The sequence below is a fragment of the Pseudoalteromonas sp. Xi13 genome (genome assembly GCF_003952205.1).
Classification (GTDB): domain Bacteria; phylum Pseudomonadota; class Gammaproteobacteria; order Enterobacterales; family Alteromonadaceae; genus Pseudoalteromonas; species Pseudoalteromonas atlantica.
Window position 1 is genome coordinate 2,706,895 of record NZ_CP034439.1, and the last position, 18,733, is coordinate 2,725,627.

An 18,733-nucleotide genomic window follows, 5' to 3' on the forward strand; every position below is an offset into this window, starting at 1 on the left:
GGTTACTGATTTAAATATCTGTTTGATTATTACCATTTTCAATTAAGTGTTTAATCATTTCCTCTGATTGATTTTGAACATCAACTGCTGGCGCAGCTTCATCGGTACTTCCGCCACTTTGTGCTGGGCTATAAGCAATTGCAGAGCCTTCATCGTCAATCAAAGTATTAAGAGCAACGAGTTGCTCGGTGTCTTCGTCAATAATTACATCATTGATATTAAGGGGCTCTGTAGAGCTCATTGACACCGTTTGCTCTGTACTCGATAAAGCACTTACATTACTTAAATTAACCGTTTCTCCTAAAGCATCGCTGGTTACTGCTTCATTTGGCATAGTAGCGCCTAATGCTGCTTCTTCGCTAAACGGCTCAGCGGCTCCTTCTAAGCCAAATGTTGTATCGGTGGCACTTGCACTGCTTCCTGCGCTAGCAAGTTGTGGGTCGTTTCCTTGGTCAATAATATTGTCATTAATATCCTTAATTAAATAATTACCGGCTTCATCAACTGTGATAAAGCGATAATCAGACCAAGAACCTAAATCAAGAACTGATAATAATGAACTCCAATTTCCATTCTCATCAGGTTGAATTTCCATAGCGCTTTCTAGCACATTTAAGTTTAGGTTTAACACCTCAAGGCCAAGTAAGTTTGCTCCTACAACATATACACTATTTCCTTCTTCTACTGTGCCTTCTGCAGTTAAACCTATTCCTAGTAAGCCCCAGTAATAGTTAGACACTTCGAAGTCTACCGGCGTTGAGTCAATCACTAACCCAGATAAGCTTCCACTTGAAGTAACATTTCCAGATTCATCAGTAGCGGTAGCCGTTACAGTGTATGCTCCATCGAGTAAAGCATTGTCTGGTGATACGCTCCATACACCTGTCTCTCCCGCTGTTGTATCCTTGGTTACCACAGTACCGCTTTCATCTATAAAGCTTACGGTAATATCTTCGTTTGCTCCTGCGGTACCTGTGATCTTAGGTGTGCTATCGGCTGTTAATTCTAAACCGGAGTTAATTACTATGCCTGAATCAACTATGCTGCTTATTGATTGCTCGCCAATATTACCTGCATTATCAAGTACGCTTACATCAACGCTGTAATTCCCTTCACTAAGAGGCTGCGAAGCTGTAACACTCCACGACCCATCTGTGTTTACTGTTGTTGAAACATTGTGTGTTTCACCTAGTGCGTCAGTAAACATCACAATAACTGCAGCTCCAGCAAAACTTCCGGTTACCGAGCCTGTAATAGTCGGTGTGGTATCTTGGCCTACTGCAATAGGGTCTATAAATACAATAGGTGCTGTGTAATCAGTACTTGAAACCATGGTATCGCTTGATGAGTTTCCTGCAGCATCACTCACTGTTGCAGTAGCACTAAAACTGCCTTCACTAAGCGGCGTAACAGCTGTGACTGACCAAGTTCCGTTACCTGCCACTTGCGCAGTTAATGTTTGCGAATCACTATTAGCATCAGTAAGTACTACGCTTATGGTTGTACCTGCCGGAGCATCACTTGTACCTGAGATGGTTGGCAGTGAGTTATTCGTAACTGCAAGTTCATTAATTTCAATTGTAGGCGGAGTTAAGTCAACTATGCCATTAAGACTTGTAGAGCTTGTAAGGTTTAAGTTTTCGACTGTCGCATCAACCGTAAATGCACCTTCAGCTAATGGAGTGGTCGGAATTAATGTCCATACACCAGCAATAGCTTGAGTGTTATAGGTTGTTACATTACCACTGCTATCTGTAATAACAACTTCTACATTACCGTTTATTACATCGGTAGTACCACTAATAGTAGGGGTTGTATCGCTTGTATCTATTATTGGGTTAATTAATAGACTCGGTAAAGTGGTGCTCACAACGCCCGTTTGCGTCACCGTTGCTATATTGCCTGCGTTATCAATACTAATAGCCTCGACGGTTAAATCGCCCTCAGCAAGTAAAGGTGCAACAACAAGCCACGTGCCATCTCCTAATACTGTTGTAGTAACTTCATAAAGTGTGTTTGTAGAGTCGGTAATATTAATCGTGATTAAGCTACCGGTTTCTTCGTCACTGGTGCCAGTAATAGTAGGCGTTAATGTATTAAGTACACCAAAGGCGTCTATTTCTAACGATGGCGGTATGGTATCAATCGTCACTTGCTCAGTAGCAGACTGGCCTACATTACCCGCAGCATCAGTAATACTAGCGAATACACTATATATACCATCAGGTAGGCTAGTGGTTACTAATGACCACGTGCCATCGCTACCAACAAGAGCATCAAATACTGTTGCGTTGCCGTTACTATCTATCACAGTTACATCAATGTCTGTGCCCGGAGCCTCCTCTGAAGTACCAGAAATAGTTAGAATGTCAGTATTGCTGATGTTCAACGGTAAAATATCTACCACAGGCACTAACGTATCAACAACAAACTCGAGCGTTTGTGTTACTACATTGCCGGCATCATCAGTGATACTCACGTTAGCAACATGCTGCCCTTCAGTCAGCGCATCAACCTCCAGTGAAAATAGCCCTGCTGCATTCACTGTTGTTGTTAGTACTGAGCCTCCGTCCAGCTGAATCTCTACCACTCCATTAATTAAATCACTGGTCCCTTGAATAATTGGAGTAGAATCTGACGTTGTACCAATCACTTGCAAATTAAGCGTTGGCGAGATGGTATCTACTACACTGCTTAGCAGCTGTGTAGCTGTGATCCCGACTTCACTTAATACATTTACAGTTACAGTAAACACGCCCTCAGCAAGTGATTGAGGAACCTGTACAATCCATGAATTATCTGCCTGCACTATAGCAACCAAATCTTGTGCTATGTTATCGCTATCTACCACTCTCACTAGCACTTCGGTGCCTGGGGCTTGGTCGGTCGTACCGCTAATTACTGGTAAATCACCCTCGCCAGCTACAAAGTCAACCACCGCATTAAGTAACGGCGTTGAAGCATCTACATCTGCCGTCGTTATAGTGGTGGTGTTACCCGCTTCATCAGTTGCGGAGGCTTCAACAACTGATAAGCCAATAATATTAACCGCTAGGCCTAATAACTCCCAATCACCATTGGCATCGGTGGTTACATCGTAAGTTAAGTTAGCCAAATCACCAGCTAATTCTAAATTAACGGTAACTGTTTTACCTTCACCTAAATCGGAAGTACCAGATAAAGATACTAGCTGTCCTAATACGAACGAAGGCACAATAGTAAGCTCTGGCCCTACTGTATCTACTTCGCCATCTGTTTTACTATCAACAGAGGTATTTCCTGCGCTATCAGTAATCGTTGCCGAAACACTGTAAACACCTTCTGCTAATACGTTGTCTGCAGCGGCTTGCCAGTCCCCATTAGCATCCGTTTGTACGGTAATTTGATGCGATGCGCCAGCTGAGTCAGTAAACGTAACGAAAACGTTTGTATTGGGCTCGTTTGATGTGCCACTAATTAATGGCGTGCTGTCTTGGGTAAGTATTAATGAACTTTGATCAATACTAATTTCTGGCGCAATTGTATCTATATTAGCGTTAGTGATATTGCTGCCTGTATTTCCGGCATTATCAGTAATAAATACTTCTACTGAATATGCCCCTTGCGAAAGACTATTGCTTGCCTCTACTGACCAAGTTCCACCGGCTTGCACCGTTGTATTGACAGTATGCGCATTTCCTTGGAAGTCGGTAAATACCACAGCAACCACATCTCCTACGGCTGCACCTGTTACACTTCCAGAAACGCTAGGTGTTAAATCTGTACTACCTACAATATCGTTAATGCTAACCACTGGTGCGGTTATATCAACCACACCGGTAGTGCTAGTATTTACAGGGTTCCCCGCGGTATCACTTGTTGATGCAGTAACAGTATATGTGCCTTCGCTAAGCGATAAAGGAGCTGCAACTGACCATGTGCCATTTGCACCTACTGTGGCATTAACTGTTTGCTCTGCGCCTAAGCTATCTGTAATCAAAATAGCGACTATGGCGCCTTGTGGGGCTGTACTTGTACCTGAAATTGTAGGCGTTGTATCATTACTCGTTAGTAGCGGTGTAATATTCAATTCTGGGGCTGTTAAATCTATCAGCCCTGTATCTGTTGCACTGCTGGTTAAGCCACCTTCAGTCACATTGGCTGAAACAGTAAACGTGCCCTCAGGAAGGATATTTGTCGCATCTACACTCCATGTATTATCAGTTACAGTTGTTGTAACCGTGTGCGAGACATTATTAATATCGGTAATTGTAACCGTAACTAGCGTACCATTTGCAGCACTACTCGACCCAGAAAGCGTAGGTGTTTGATCGTTTGTATCAACAATAGTGTTTATATTAATGGTAGGTGCATTAGTATTAAGCGTGGCAGTAGCATTTGCTTCACTACTGTTACCTGCAGTATCAGTAATGCTTGCTGAAACTGTCACTTGTCCATCAGTTAATGGCGTGGTTACATCAACACTCCAAGCCCCGCCTGCTCCCACAGTCGTTGCGTAGGTATCAGTGCTATCACCATCAGTAATTGTGACATTAATTGTAGTACCTTCAACCTCATTAGATGTACCTGAAATAGTAGGCGTGCTGCTATTAATTGTACCTAATGCGTCAATGGTAATGGTTGGTGCTTGAGTATCAACAAGCCCTGTTCCAGTCGCTGAACCTGTATTATTAGCATCGTCGGTAATACTAACAACAACACTGTAATTTCCTTCAGGTAAATTAGGCGCTGTTGTTTGCCAATTACCATTTGCATCAACCGTAGCAGCTAACGTATGCGTATCACCATTACTATCTGTAATAACAATATCTACATTTGTGCTAGTAGGTTCACCAGATGTACCACTAATAACTGGCGTATCTGTGTTAAATACGGTTATGTCGTCCAATGCGACTATTGGTATCTGAGTATCAATTGTTAAGTCGATTGTTGTGTTAGTGATATTATTGGCGTCGTCAGCAACATTAATTTGCGCCGTATAGTTACCATCGGTAAGTGCAGTTGGTACCTCTACCTGCCAATTTCCATCAGCATCTACTACCGCAAAAAAGGTTTGGCCATCAATGCTAATTATTACATCAGCACCTATGGCATCACTGGTGCCTGATAGGGTTGGCGTTGTATCTGCTGTAGTGTCGATAGGATTAACGCTAAGAGTAGGTGCTATGCTGTCTATTTCACCTTGTGCTTGCTCAGTGGTTAAATTACCAACATCGTCTCTTACCTCTGCGGTAACAGTGTACTGCCCTTGTGCTAACTCGGTTGGCACTTCAACAGACCAACTTCCATTAGCTTGAACTATGGCCGTAAACTGCTGGCTTTGACCTGCACTATCTACAACGGTTAGTTCTACCTCGGTTCCTTGAACCATATCAGTAACACCAGAAATCACAGGCGTTGCATCATTCGATAATGCATCTACAGTAACAGTAAGCGCAGGTGCTTCATTATCAAAATTAAGTGAGTTGACGCTCGCAACATTGCCGGCTGCATCACTTGCAGTTGCAGTAACATACGCAAGACTAAGCAGAGGTACTGTTATGTTGGCAAGTCCCCATGTGCCATCAGCGTTCGTGGTAGCAGTGTAGGTAGCGCCTACAGCACCGCCAACAAGATACTCGGTAATTGTGATCACTGACCCTTCTGGTAAATCAGAATCCCCTGAAAGAGAGACTAAATTCCCCAACAAGAACGAAGGAATGATCTCTAAGGTCGGTGGGGTCACATCCACCTCGCCCGTATCACTGCCTGTGCCGGTGTTGCCCGCCGCATCGGTAATGCTGGCGCTAACACTGTAGTTGCCTTCAGCTAAATCCGTCGCTGGGGTGGCACTCCAATTACCATTGGCGTCGGTTTGTACATCAATAGTTTGTACGGCATTGGCTGCATCGGTAAAGGTTACCGTGACGGTGCTGTTTGGTGCATCACTGGTGCCCGTAACTGTTGGTGTGCTGTCGTTGGTGAGCGCTGGTGCATCCACACTCACACTTGGCGCGGTGGTATCAATGTTACCGCTGCCGGTGATATCAGTGCTGTTACCTGCATCATCACTAATGCTGGCCTCAATACTGTACGGTCCTTCTGCAAGTGCCGTCGGTACTTCCACTGAGAAGTTGCCGCTCGCATCCACGGTGGTGGTAAAGGTTTGCTGGGCCCCTAAATCATCGATAACCGTAAAGGTGATCACGGTGCCTTCAACCGCATCACTGGTGCCGCTTAGGGTCGGTGTAACATCGTTACTTGAACCTGGGCTGGTTAAATCAAGCGTTGGCGCAATGGTATCAACCTCCCCTGCACCTGTGGCGGTCGCTGTGTTACCCGCTGCATCGCTTACGCTTGCACTTACGGTATAACTGCCCTCAGCAAGGGCTGTTGTAACCGGCACTGACCATGTGCCAGTTGCGCCCACTGTGGCGGTAATGGTTTGCTGTGCACCGGCATTGTCTGTCACAATAATTGTCACTTCACTGCCTTGTGGCGCATCACTTGTGCCGGAGATCGTCGGTGTTGTGTCGTTGCTAACGCCGCTATCTGTAATAACAAGGCTCGGTGGGGTTAAATCAATCTCACCGGTTTCGCTCGCGCTGCCGATATTACCCAGACCATCGTCTACTTCTGCGGTCACTGTGTATTCACCTTCAGCTAATTCACTCGGTGCAGCAACGCTCCACACGCCACCGGTTACGGTCGTATCAACAGTCGTAATATTACCTGCACTGTCTTCAAACGTTAAGCTAATGGTAGTGCCATCGGCTGCATCACTTGTCCCATTAATGGTTGGTGTGGTGTCGTTGGTATCAACCAAGGTATTGATGCTAATACTTGGCGCGGTGGTGTTCAGCGTGGCTGTTTCACTAACTGTGGTGGTGTTACCGGCGTTGTCGCTCACGCTGGCTTCAATGGTCAGCTCACCATCAACCAGTGCATTTGGTACATCGGCTGACCAGCTGCCTCCCGCTTGCACTGTGGCTGTGAAGGTTTCGGTGGTAATGCCATCGCTAACGCTGATGCTAATCACCGTGCCGGCTGGTGCATTCGTGGTACCACTAATAGTTGGCGTGCTGTCGTTGGTGGCACCCACAGTATCGAGTGTCAGTGTCGGTGCAAGGCTATCAAGAGTGCCCGATTGCGTAGCGCCGCCTGTATTGCCCGCCGCATCCGTAATGCTGGCTTGTACACTGTAGCTGCCATCAGGTAATTCTGGACTGATTGCTTGCCAGTTGCCGTTGACATCCACGGTGGCGGTGAGCGGTGTTTCATCGCCATTACTGTCGGTGATTACAATGTTTACAACTGTGCCTTCTGGCTCAGTTGAAGTACCACTAATAAGTGGAGTACTGTCGTTACCAAGCCCCAGTGCATCCACAGTTACAACCGGGGTAATGGTATCTACATTGCCACTGCTGTTGGCGGTGCTCTCATTGCCGGCGGCATCAGTAATACTGGCCGTCACAGTAAAGTCACCTTGTGCCAGGGCACTGGGCACTTCAATATCCCAATGGCCATCCGTACCAACGGTGGTGGTAATGGTTTGCACAGCGCCATCACTGTCGGTCACGGTGAGTGTTACCGTGCCGCCAATTTCGTTACTGGTGCCTTGTAATGTAGGGGTTAAATCGTTTATATCGCCTACATTTTGTATCGTAAGCGTTGGCGCTTGCGTGTCGATAGTCGTGGTTTCACTCACGGTAGTTTCGTTGCCTACGCTATCGCGTACGCTCACTTCAATCGTGCTTTCACCTTCACTGAGTGGTGTCGCTGGGGTGGCGCTCCACTCGCCGTTGGCATCAACAAGGGCGGTAATGGTTTGTGGGTTACCGTCACTGTCGGTCACCACAATCGTGACTTGTGCGCCTTCGCCTGCGTCACTTGTGCCGCTGATTATAGGCGTGTTGCTATTGCTTTGTGCATCCACCTCAACTGTGAGCGTAGGTGGTGTGTTATCAAAGTCGTCTGAGCTGATTGTGCGTGTGTTCCCTGCTGCATCTGTGGCTGTGGCAATCACAGAGCCTACATCCAGTAGTGATACATCAAGCCCCACCAAAGACCAATTACCGTTGGCATCGGTTGTGGTGGTGTAAGTTACACCCACACCCCCGCCAATAAGTTGCTCGGTGATGGTGATTTCACTCCCTGCTGGCAGGTCAGACGTACCACTTAGGGTAACCAATAAACCAAGCTCGAAGGTTGGCGTAAAGGCAAGAGCCGGTGGCGTTACATCCACTTCACCGCTGTCTGTCCCTGTGCCCGTGTTACCCGCTGCATCCGTGATGCTCGCGCTAACACTGTAGTTGCCTTCAGCTAAATCAGTCGCTGGGGTGGCACTCCAATTACCATTCGCATCGGTTTGTACATCAATAGTTTGTACGGCATTGGCTGCATCGGTAAAGGTTACCGTGACGGTGCTGTTTGGTGCATCACTGGTGCCCGTAACTGTTGGCGAGCTGTCGTTGGTGAGCGCTGGTGCATCCACACTCACACTTGGCGCGGTGGTATCGATGTTACCGCTGCCGGTGATATCAGTGCTGTTACCTGCATCATCGCTAATGCTGGCCTCAATGCTGTAAGGTCCTTCTGCAAGTGACGTCGGTACTTCCACTGAGAAGTTGCCGCTCGCATCCACGGTGGTGGTAAAGGTTTGCTCGACTCCTAAATCATCGATAACCGTAAAGGTGATCACGGTGCCTTCAACCGCATCACTGGTGCCGCTTAGGGTCGGTGTAACATCGTTACTTGAACCTGGGCTGGTTAAATCAAGCGTTGGCGCAATGGTATCAACCTCCCCTGCACCTGTGGCGGTCGCTGTGTTACCCGCTGCATCGCTTACGCTTGCACTTACGGTATAACTGCCCTCAGCAAGGGCTGTTGTAACCGGCACTGACCATGTGCCAGTTGCGCCCACTGTGGCGGTAATGGTTTGCTGTGCACCGGCATTGTCTGTCACAATAATTGTCACTTCACTGCCTTGTGGCGCATCACTTGTGCCGGAGATTGTCGGTGTTGTGTCGTTGCTAACGCCGCTATCTGTAATAACAAGGCTCGGTGGGGTTAAATCAATCTCACCGGTTTCGCTCGCGCTGCCAATATTACCCAGACCATCGTCTACTTCTGCGGTCACTGTATATTCGCCTTGTGCTAATTCACTCGGTGCATCAACGCTCCACACGCCACCGGTTACTGTGGTGGTTGTGGTGGTTTCAGCGCCTGAACTGTCTACAAACGTTAGGCTAATGGTGGTGCCATCGGCTGCATCACTTGTCCCATTAATGGTTGGTGTGGTGTCGTTGGTATCAACCAAGGTATTAATGCTAATGCTTGGCGCGGTGGTGTTCAGCGTGGCTGTTTCACTAACTGTGGTAGAGTTACCGGCGTTATCACTCACACTGGCTTCAATGGTTAGCTCACCATCAACCAGTGCATTTGGTACATCGGCTGACCAGCTGCCATCCGCTTGGACTGTGGCTGTAAAGGTTTCGGTGGTAATGCCATCGCTGACGCTGATGCTAATTACCGTGCCGGCTGGTGCATTCGTGGTACCACTAATAGTTGGCGTACTGTCGTTGGTAGCACCCACAGTATCGAGTGTCAGTGTCGGGGCAAGGCTATCAAGGGTGCCCGATTGCGTAGCGCCTCCTGTATTGCCCGCCGCATCCGTAATGCTGGCTTGTACACTGTAGCTGCCATCAGGTAATTCTGGACTGATTGCTTGCCAGTTGCCGTTGACATCCACGGTGGCGGTGAGCGGTGTTTCATCGCCATTACTGTCGGTGATTACAATGTTTACAACTGTGCCTTCTGGCTCAGTTGAAGTACCACTAATAAGTGGAGTACTGTCGTTACCAAGCCCCAGTGCATCCACAGTTACAACCGGGGTAATGGTATCTACATTGCCACTGCTGTTGGCGGTGCTCTCATTGCCGGCGGCATCAGTAATACTGGCCGTCACAGTAAAGTCACCTTGTGCCAGGGCACTGGGCACTTCAATATCCCAATGGCCATCCGTACCAACGGTGGTGGTAATGGTTTGCACAGCGCCATCACTGTCGGTCACGGTGAGTGTTACCGTGCCGCCAATTTCGTTACTGGTGCCTTGTAATGTAGGGGTTAAATCGTTTATATCGCCTACATTTTGTATCGTAAGCGTTGGCGCTTGCGTGTCGATAGTCGTGGTTTCACTCACGGTAGTTTCGTTGCCTACGCTATCGCGTACGCTCACTTCAATCGTGCTTTCACCTTCACTGAGTGGTGTCGCTGGGGTGGCGCTCCACTCGCCGTTGGCATCAACAAGGGCGGTAATGGTTTGTGGGTTACCGTCACTGTCGGTCACCACAATCGTGACTTGTGCGCCTTCGCCTGCGTCACTTGTGCCGCTGATTATAGGCGTGTTGCTATTGCTTTGTGCATCCACCTCAACTGTGAGCGTAGGTGGTGTGTTATCAAAGTCGTCTGAGCTGATTGTGCGTGTGTTCCCTGCTGCATCTGTGGCTGTGGCAATCACAGAGCCTACATCCAGTAGTGATACATCAAGCCCCACCAAAGACCAATTACCGTTGGCATCGGTTGTGGTGGTGTAAGTTACACCCACACCCCCGCCAATAAGTTGCTCGGTGATGGTGATTTCACTCCCTGCTGGCAGGTCAGACGTACCACTTAGGGTAACCAATAAACCAAGCTCGAAGGTTGGCGTAAAGGCAAGAGCCGGTGGCGTTACATCCACTTCACCGCTGTCTGTCCCTGTGCCCGTGTTACCCGCTGCATCCGTGATGCTGGCGCTAACACTGTAGTTGCCTTCAGCTAAATCAGTCGCTGGGGTGGCACTCCAATTACCATTCGCATCGGTTTGTACATCAATCGTTTGTACGGCATTGGCTGCATCGGTAAAGGTTACCGTGACGGTGCTGTTTGGTGCATCACTGGTGCCCGTAACTATTGGTGTGCTGTCGTTGGTGAGCGCTGGTGCATCCACACTCACACTTGGCGCGGTGGTATCAATGTTACCGCTGCCGGTGATATCAGTGCTGTTACCTGCGTCATCGCTAATGCTGGCCTCAATGCTGTAAGGCCCTTCTGCAAGTGCCGTCGGTACTTCCACTGAAAAGTTGCCGCTCGCATCCACGGTAGTGGTAAAGGTTTGCTCTGCCCCTAAATCATCGATAACCGTAAAGGTGATCACGGTGCCTTCAACCGCATCACTGGTGCCGCTTAGGGTCGGTGTAACATCGTTACTTGAACCTGGGCTGGTTAAATCAAGCGTTGGCGCAATGGTATCAACCTCCCCTGCGCCTGTGGCGGTCGCTGTGTTACCCGCTGCATCGCTTACGCTTGCACTTACGGTATAACTGCCTTCAGCAACTACTTGTGAGGCAGCCACACTCCACGTGCCATTAGCTCCTAGGGTTGTTGTAACCGTATGGGTCACATTATTACTATCGGTGATTTCAACCGTTACGGTGCTGCCTTGCGGTGCATTCGCGGTGCCGGTGATCGTTGGGGTTGTATCATTGGTAACAACTAGCTCATTCACTTCAATCGCTGGCATAGTGGTGTCAATAATACCGGTTTCTGTGGCGCTGCCGATATTACCCAGACCATCGTCTACCTCGGCGGTCACTGTGTATTCGCCTTCAGCTAATTCACTCGGTGCATCAACGCTCCACACGCCACCGGTTACGGTGGTATCAACAGTCGTAATATTACCCGCGCTATCTTCAAACGTTAAGCTAATGGTGGTGCCATCTGCTGCATCGCTTGTCCCATTAATGGTTGGCGTGGTGTCGTTGGTATCGACCAAGGCATTAATGCTAATGCTTGGCGCGGTGGTGTTCAGCGTGGCGGTTTCACTAACCGTGGTGGTGTTACCGGCGTTGTCGCTCACACTGGCTTCAATGGTCAGCTCACCATCAACCAGTGCATTTGGTACATCCGCTGACCAGCTGCCACCCGCTTGGACTGTGGCTGTAAAGGTTTCGGTGGTAATGCCATCGCTAACGCTGATGCTAATTACCGTGCCGGCTGGTGCATTCGTGGTACCACTAATAGTTGGCGTGCTGTCGTTGGTAGCGCCTACAGTATCGAGTGTCAGAGTCGGGGCAAGGCTATCAAGGGTGCCCGATTGCGTAGCGCCTCCTGTATTGCCCGCCGCATCCGTAATGCTGGCTTGTACACTGTAGCTACCATCAGGTAATTCTGGGCTGATTGCCTGCCAGTTGCCGTTGACATCAACGGTGGCGGTGAGCGGTGTTTCATCCCCATTACTGTCGGTGATTACAATCGTCACCACCGTGCCTTCTGGCTCAGTTGAAGTACCACTAATAAGTGGAGTACTGTCGTTACCAAGTCCCAGTGCATCCACGGTTACAACCGGGGTAATAGTATCTACATTGCCACTGCTGTTGGCGGTACTTTCATTGCCTGCGGCATCAGTAATACTGGCCGTTACAGTAAAGTCACCTTGTGCCAACGCACTTGGCACTTCAGTATCCCAATGCCCATCCGTACCAACGGTGGTGGTAATGGTTTGCACAGCGCCGTCACTGTCGGTCACGGTGAGTGTTACCGTGCCGCCAATTTCGTTACTGGTGCCTTGCAGTGTAGGGGTTAAGTCATTTACATCACCCACGGTTTGCATGGTTAATGTGGGTGCTTGTGTATCTAAAGTAATTGTATCGGTTACTGTTGTTGTGTTTCCTGCTTCATCAGACACGCTCACTTCGATGGTGTTATCACCTTCATTCAAGTCTGTTTGAGGGGTTACTTCCCAACTTCCATTGGCATCTACTGTGGTTGTTAGTGTTTGTTCAACACCGTTTTCATCAGTGATCACTACAGTAATCGTTGTACCTACATCGGCATCACTCGTGCCTGAAATAGTCGGTGTTGTATCATTGGTTACAGCATCAAAATCAACGGTTAAACTTGGCCCCGCAGTATCAATATTACCGGTTGCTGTATCTAAAGCACTATTGCCTGCAGCATCAGAAACCTCTGCCTGTACAGTGTAATCCCCTGAAGCCAACTCTTGAGAAAGCTCTACACTCCAATTCCCTTGTGCATCTGTTGTCGTATTAAACGAGCGAACAACTCCTTGCGAATCTGTAACAGTCAAGCTTATTACAGTGCCAGAAACAACGCCTGTAGTATTACCAGCAATAATTGGTGTTGTATCATTACTGGTTTCTAGATCGTTAATTTGTATGGTTGGCGGCGTAATATCAATTACGGCATCAAGTTCTGCTATGGCTGAACCACCGCCTAAATCAGTCACTGTTGCACTGATTGATACACTTCCCTCAGGTAAATCGGCTGGCGGAGTAACACTCCACTGTCCGTTTGCATCAACAACCGTAGTTAAGGTAATAGTCGCACCTGTAGAGTCAGAGATCTGAACTTCAACAGACGAACCTACTTCTGCATTAAATGTATCACCGCTTATTTGTGGGGTTTGATCGTTGGTTTCACCAATCACATCAATAGTGATAGTTAACGCACTTGTATCAATAGTACCAGAGGCGCTTGCAGTACCTTCATTGCCAGCGTTATCGCTAATAGTAGCATCAACAGTATAGCTACCTTCAGCTAAAGCTACGGGTACTTCTACTGTCCAACTTCCATCTGCAATGACTTGTGCAGTGATAGTTTGCACTGCACCATTAGCGTCCGTTACAGTTAAAGTAACAGTTGAGCCTGTAGGTTCCCCGCTTACCGTACCTGATAGAGTTGGTGTAGTATCACTTGTATCACCTAGCGCATTTATGGTCACAACCGGCGCTGTTGTATCAACCTCACCTGTGGTTGTTGCTGTGGTTTCATTACCTGCGTTATCGGTTACCGATACCTCAACGGTGAATTCACCTTCACTTAATTCATTCGGTACATCCACACTAAAGGTACCATCGGCTTGCACTTCAGTGGTAATAGTTTGTGGGTTACCCGCTTCATCAGTCACGGTAATCGTAACAACTGTGCCCTCTGGCTCGCCCGTCGCAGACCCTGAAATAGTGGGTGTGGTGTCGTTTGTATCACCCACGGGATCTATTATTACTGTAGGCGCTGCGGTATCAACCTCACCAGTGGTCGTTGCTGTAGTTTCATTACCTGCGTTATCGGTTACCGATACCTCAACGGTAAATTCACCTTCACTTAGCTCATTCGGTACATCCACACTAAAGGTGCCATCGGCTTGTACTTCGGTAGTAATTGTTTGCAGATTACCCGCTTCATCCGTCACGGTGATCGTAACAGCTGTGCCTTCTGGCTCACCCGTTGCACTGCCTGAAATTGTAGGTGTGGTGTCGTTTGTATCACCCACGGTATCTATTATTACTGTAGGCGCTGCGGTATCAACCTCACCTGTGGTCGTTGCTGTAGTTTCATTACCGGCGTTATCGGTTACCGATACCTCAACGGTAAATTCACCTTCACTTAGCTCATTCGGTACATCCACACTAAAGGTGCCATCGGCTTGCACTTCGGTAGTAATGATTTGTGGGTTACCCGCTTCATCAGTCACGGTGATCGTAACAACTGTGCCCTCTGGCTCGCCCGTGGCAGACCCTGAAATAGTGGGGGTGGTGTCGTTTGTATCACCCACGGGATCTATTACTACTGTGGGCGCTGCGGTATCTACTTCACCTGTGGTGGTTGCTGTGGTTTCATTACCTGCGCTATCGGTTACCGATACCTCAACGGTAAATTCACCTTCACTCAGCTCATTCGGTACATCCACACTAAAGGTGCCATCGGCTTGCACTTCAGTAGTGATGATTTGTGAGTTACCCGCTTCATCCGTCACGGTGATCGTTACAACTGTGCCCTCTGGCTCGCCCGTGGCAGACCCTGAAATAGTGGGTGTGGTGTCGTTTGTATCACCCACGGGATCTATTATTACTGTAGGCGCTGCGGTATCAACCTCACCTGTGGTCGTTGCTGTAGTTTCATTACCTGCGTTATCGGTTACCGATACCTCAACGGTAAATTCACCTTCACTTAGCTCATTCGGTACATCCACACTAAAGGTGCCATCGGCTTGCACTTCGGTAGTAATGGTTTGCGGATTACCCGCTTCATCCGTCACGGTGATCGTTACAACTGTGCCCTCAGGCTCACCCGTTGCAGACCCTGAAATAGTGGGTGTGGTGTCGTTTGTATCACCCACCGGATCTATTATTACTGTAGGCGCTGCGGTATCTATAACGCCTGTAGTTGTGGCTGAGGCTTCATTTCCAGCTGCATCAGTGGCTGTGGCCGTTATTGTAAACTCCCCCTCAGCAATTGCAGTCGTTGCCCCTACTTGCCAAGAACCATCTTCTGCAACAACTGCCGTTAAGGTTTGCGAATCACCATTAGAGTCTGTTACTAATACAGTGATCAAGCTACCTGGCTCTACATCAGTTGTGGTACCACTAAATACAGGTGTTGAATCGTTAGAGTCAGTAAAGTCATTTACACTAATAGTTGGAGCGGTTAAATCTATAGTACCAGTTTGTGAGTCTTGCGCGCTATTACCAGCACTATCACTTACATTTGCCACCACACTAAACTCACCCTCAGCTAATGCTTGTGGGACATCTATACTCCATGTGCCATCACCATTTATAGCAGTGACAAATTGCTGCTCAGCGCCAGCATTATCAGTCACAATCACTGTAACCACACTACCTGCAGCTAAACCTTGAGTAGAGCCGCTTATAGTAGGCGTTGTATCGTTTGTATCACCAATATTATCTATAGTTACGCTAGGTGCGGTTAAATCTATGGTGCCAGTAACCGTTGCAGTACTGCTATTACCTGCTTCGTCACTTACACTTGCAGTAACTGTAAAGTCACCTTCGCTAAGCTCATTAAGTATATCGGCGCTATAGCTTCCATCGGCATTAGTAACCGCTGTAATAGTTTGTTGATTACCGTCACTATCGGTTATTAATAAGGTAACCTCAGTACCTTGGGGTACATCTACTACGCTACCTGTCACACTCGGTGTTGTATCGTTTGTATCTGTAATTGGGTTAATAGTAATTGCAGGATCAGTTAAATCAATTTCCCCGACTTCAGTAGCAGAGGCAGTATTGCCAGCAGCATCGGTTACTGTTGCAACCACCGTAAATTGGCCCTCTACCAACTCATCGGTTGCTTCGATTGACCAAGACCCATCAGCATTTGTGGTTACTTGCACAGTTTCTGTTGCGCCATCGCTGCCTGTAAAGGTAACAGTAACAACCGCACCTGCGTCAACATCTTGCGTAGTACCACTAATTGTTGGAGTGGTATCGTTAGTATCAATAATAAAATTAATACTTACGGTTAAATCTACATTACCAACCGTACTTGCTTGTGCCTCATTACCCGCATCGTCTATAACGGCTGCAACTACGGTAAAATCCCCTTCAGGCAGAGGCTCTGTAACTTGAGCGCTCCAAGAACCATCTTCTTGCGTGACCGCTAAAAGATTAAAAGTACTGCCATCACTTGCGGTAATCGTTAGGGTTATAGTGGTACCAGCAGGCACGTTACCGGTATTACCGCTTAAAAGTGGCGTGGTATCGTTTGTATCTGCAATAGAGTCAATTTGAATAGAAATAGGGGCAAATGTAACTTCACCACTTGTTTGCGCGGATGCTTCGTTACCCGCCGGGTCACTCACTGTCGCGGTAACGCTAAACTCTCCGCCAGGAATAGCGTTGGGCGATTCAACACTCCACGTGCCATCAGCCTCAAGTGTCGTTGTTAAGGTTTGTATATTACCGTCGCTATCGGTTACTAAAACAGTAATTACAGAGCCCTCTGGTGCGCCTTCAACACGGCCAACAAAAGTAGGCGTAGTGTCATTAGTGTCTGCAATGGCCGTAACCGTTATCTCAGGGCTAGTTAAATCAACTAACCCTTGCTCTACAGCTTGTGCTTCATTACCTGCAGTGTCGGTCACAGTTGCATTAACTTCAAACTCACCTTGTGCTAAAGGTGTAGAAACACTTACAGACCAGCTGCCATCATCATCTGTTTGCGTTAACAGCGTTTGAACTTGCCCATTAATATCGGTAATAACCACGGTAATTACCGAGCCTGCTGGCACATCTTGCGCAGAGCCAGTAATAATTGGGGTTGTATCTTGCGTATCGGCAATCGCATTAATTTCTACAATTGGCGCCGTTAAGTCAATAACTCCAGCATCACTTGCAAGTGCTTGGTTGCCTACGCTATCACTCACCTGCGCATCAACAGTAAAATCACCTTCTGGTAGTGCCACACCTACATCAACAGCCCAACTACCATCTTCACCGGTAATGGCAGTTAAAAGCTGCACTTCGCCTGCACTGTCGGTTACTGTGATTGTTACTTCAGTACCTTGTGGCACACCGGTTGTAGTACCGGTTAATGGCGGCGTAGCATTATTTGTTTCACCCGCTACTGTAACTGTAATTTCTGGAGCGGTTAAATCAATACTCGCAACAGCTTGGTCAATTGCTTGGTTACCAGCGGCATCAACTGCTACTGCGTTAACATTAAACTCCCCTTCTGCTAAAGGCGATGTAGTGGTAATACTCCAATTACCTTGTGCATCAACTTGTGTAACAATTGTTTGTTGTGTGCCTGTGCTATCGGTAAGAGTTACAGAGACGTTGTCGCCAGTATTCAAACCCGCTACCGAACCCGTAACCGTTACTGTTTGAGATGCAGAGTCTGCAACAGGGTCAATATTAATTACTGGCGCTGTGGTATCTATTTCAATAGAAATAGCATCGTTAAACGCATTACCATCTGGGTCGGTGGCTTCTACAACTACGCTCACGGGGCCATCGGCTATCGGGTTAGGCAATGTAATTTCAAACGTGCCATCTGGGCCAATAACCGCGCTTACTACTTGAGAGTTACCATTTTCATCTGTCACAGTAATATTTACTGTTTCACCCACTAAGTTTTCACTTGTACCACTAATTGTTGGCTGAGATGAATTAGTTAAACCTACTTCATTTAATGATATAGATGCAGTGCCATCATCAGGAACTACCCCATCAGAGGTGTCGCGAATATTTAGCGCTTCTGTAGAATCAGGATCAAAGCTTGAATCAAAAGCAACGCTATTAGGGTTAACCCCTTCCGCAATACGTGTAAGCTGAACAAATGAGCTTCCTCCACCAGATCCCGCACCACCAGCACCACCTGCGGCCGTTGCTTCTAAATTATCTAAAATATCACCATCGCCCTCTAAGGCATCTAAAAAGTCAGTAACATCAGAATTAGCCGCCGTTTGGCCATCGTTATTATCAGTTTGTTCTAAGCTTGCAATGGCCGCATCTAGGCTTTCGTCAAACACTGTGGTTTCGCTGTTATCACGGGTTTCTTGTGCTAATAAATCAGGGGTGATCTTTACGTTTTGATTCGCAGGAATCGACAGTGTTTCTCCTTGCACATCAATTGTTAGCGATGAATTATCGGCGGTAACCACTAAATCGCCCACAGTAATAGTATCGCCCACTTCAAGTGGCTTAATTGTGCCATCTTCTAAAACAACACCAGCAGACCCTTTTAAGTCTATTACTAATAATTGATTAGATTCCATTTTACTTACCTCAAACATAAGAATTAAAAACTATTAATTAAAATGTAGAACAGCAAAACGCATTAGATACTGTACTCAAGTACAGTTTTTAAAAAAACATTAAAAATAAAAAAGTGGTAGATAATAAATTTTATGCTAGCCAAAACGATTATTTGCGAAAAATGCATTTATTGACTA

1 protein-coding gene is annotated in these 18,733 nt (G+C 47.4%); it reads right to left on the reverse strand.

The annotated features are described in order from the left end of the window. Window positions 1–10: 10 nt before the first annotated feature. Window positions 11–18,556: an Ig-like domain-containing protein gene (locus EJ103_RS12240; RefSeq protein ID WP_164521626.1), complete on the reverse strand. Its 18,546-nt coding sequence runs from the start codon at window positions 18,554–18,556 to the stop codon at window positions 11–13. Window positions 18,557–18,733: the final 177 nt, after the last annotated feature.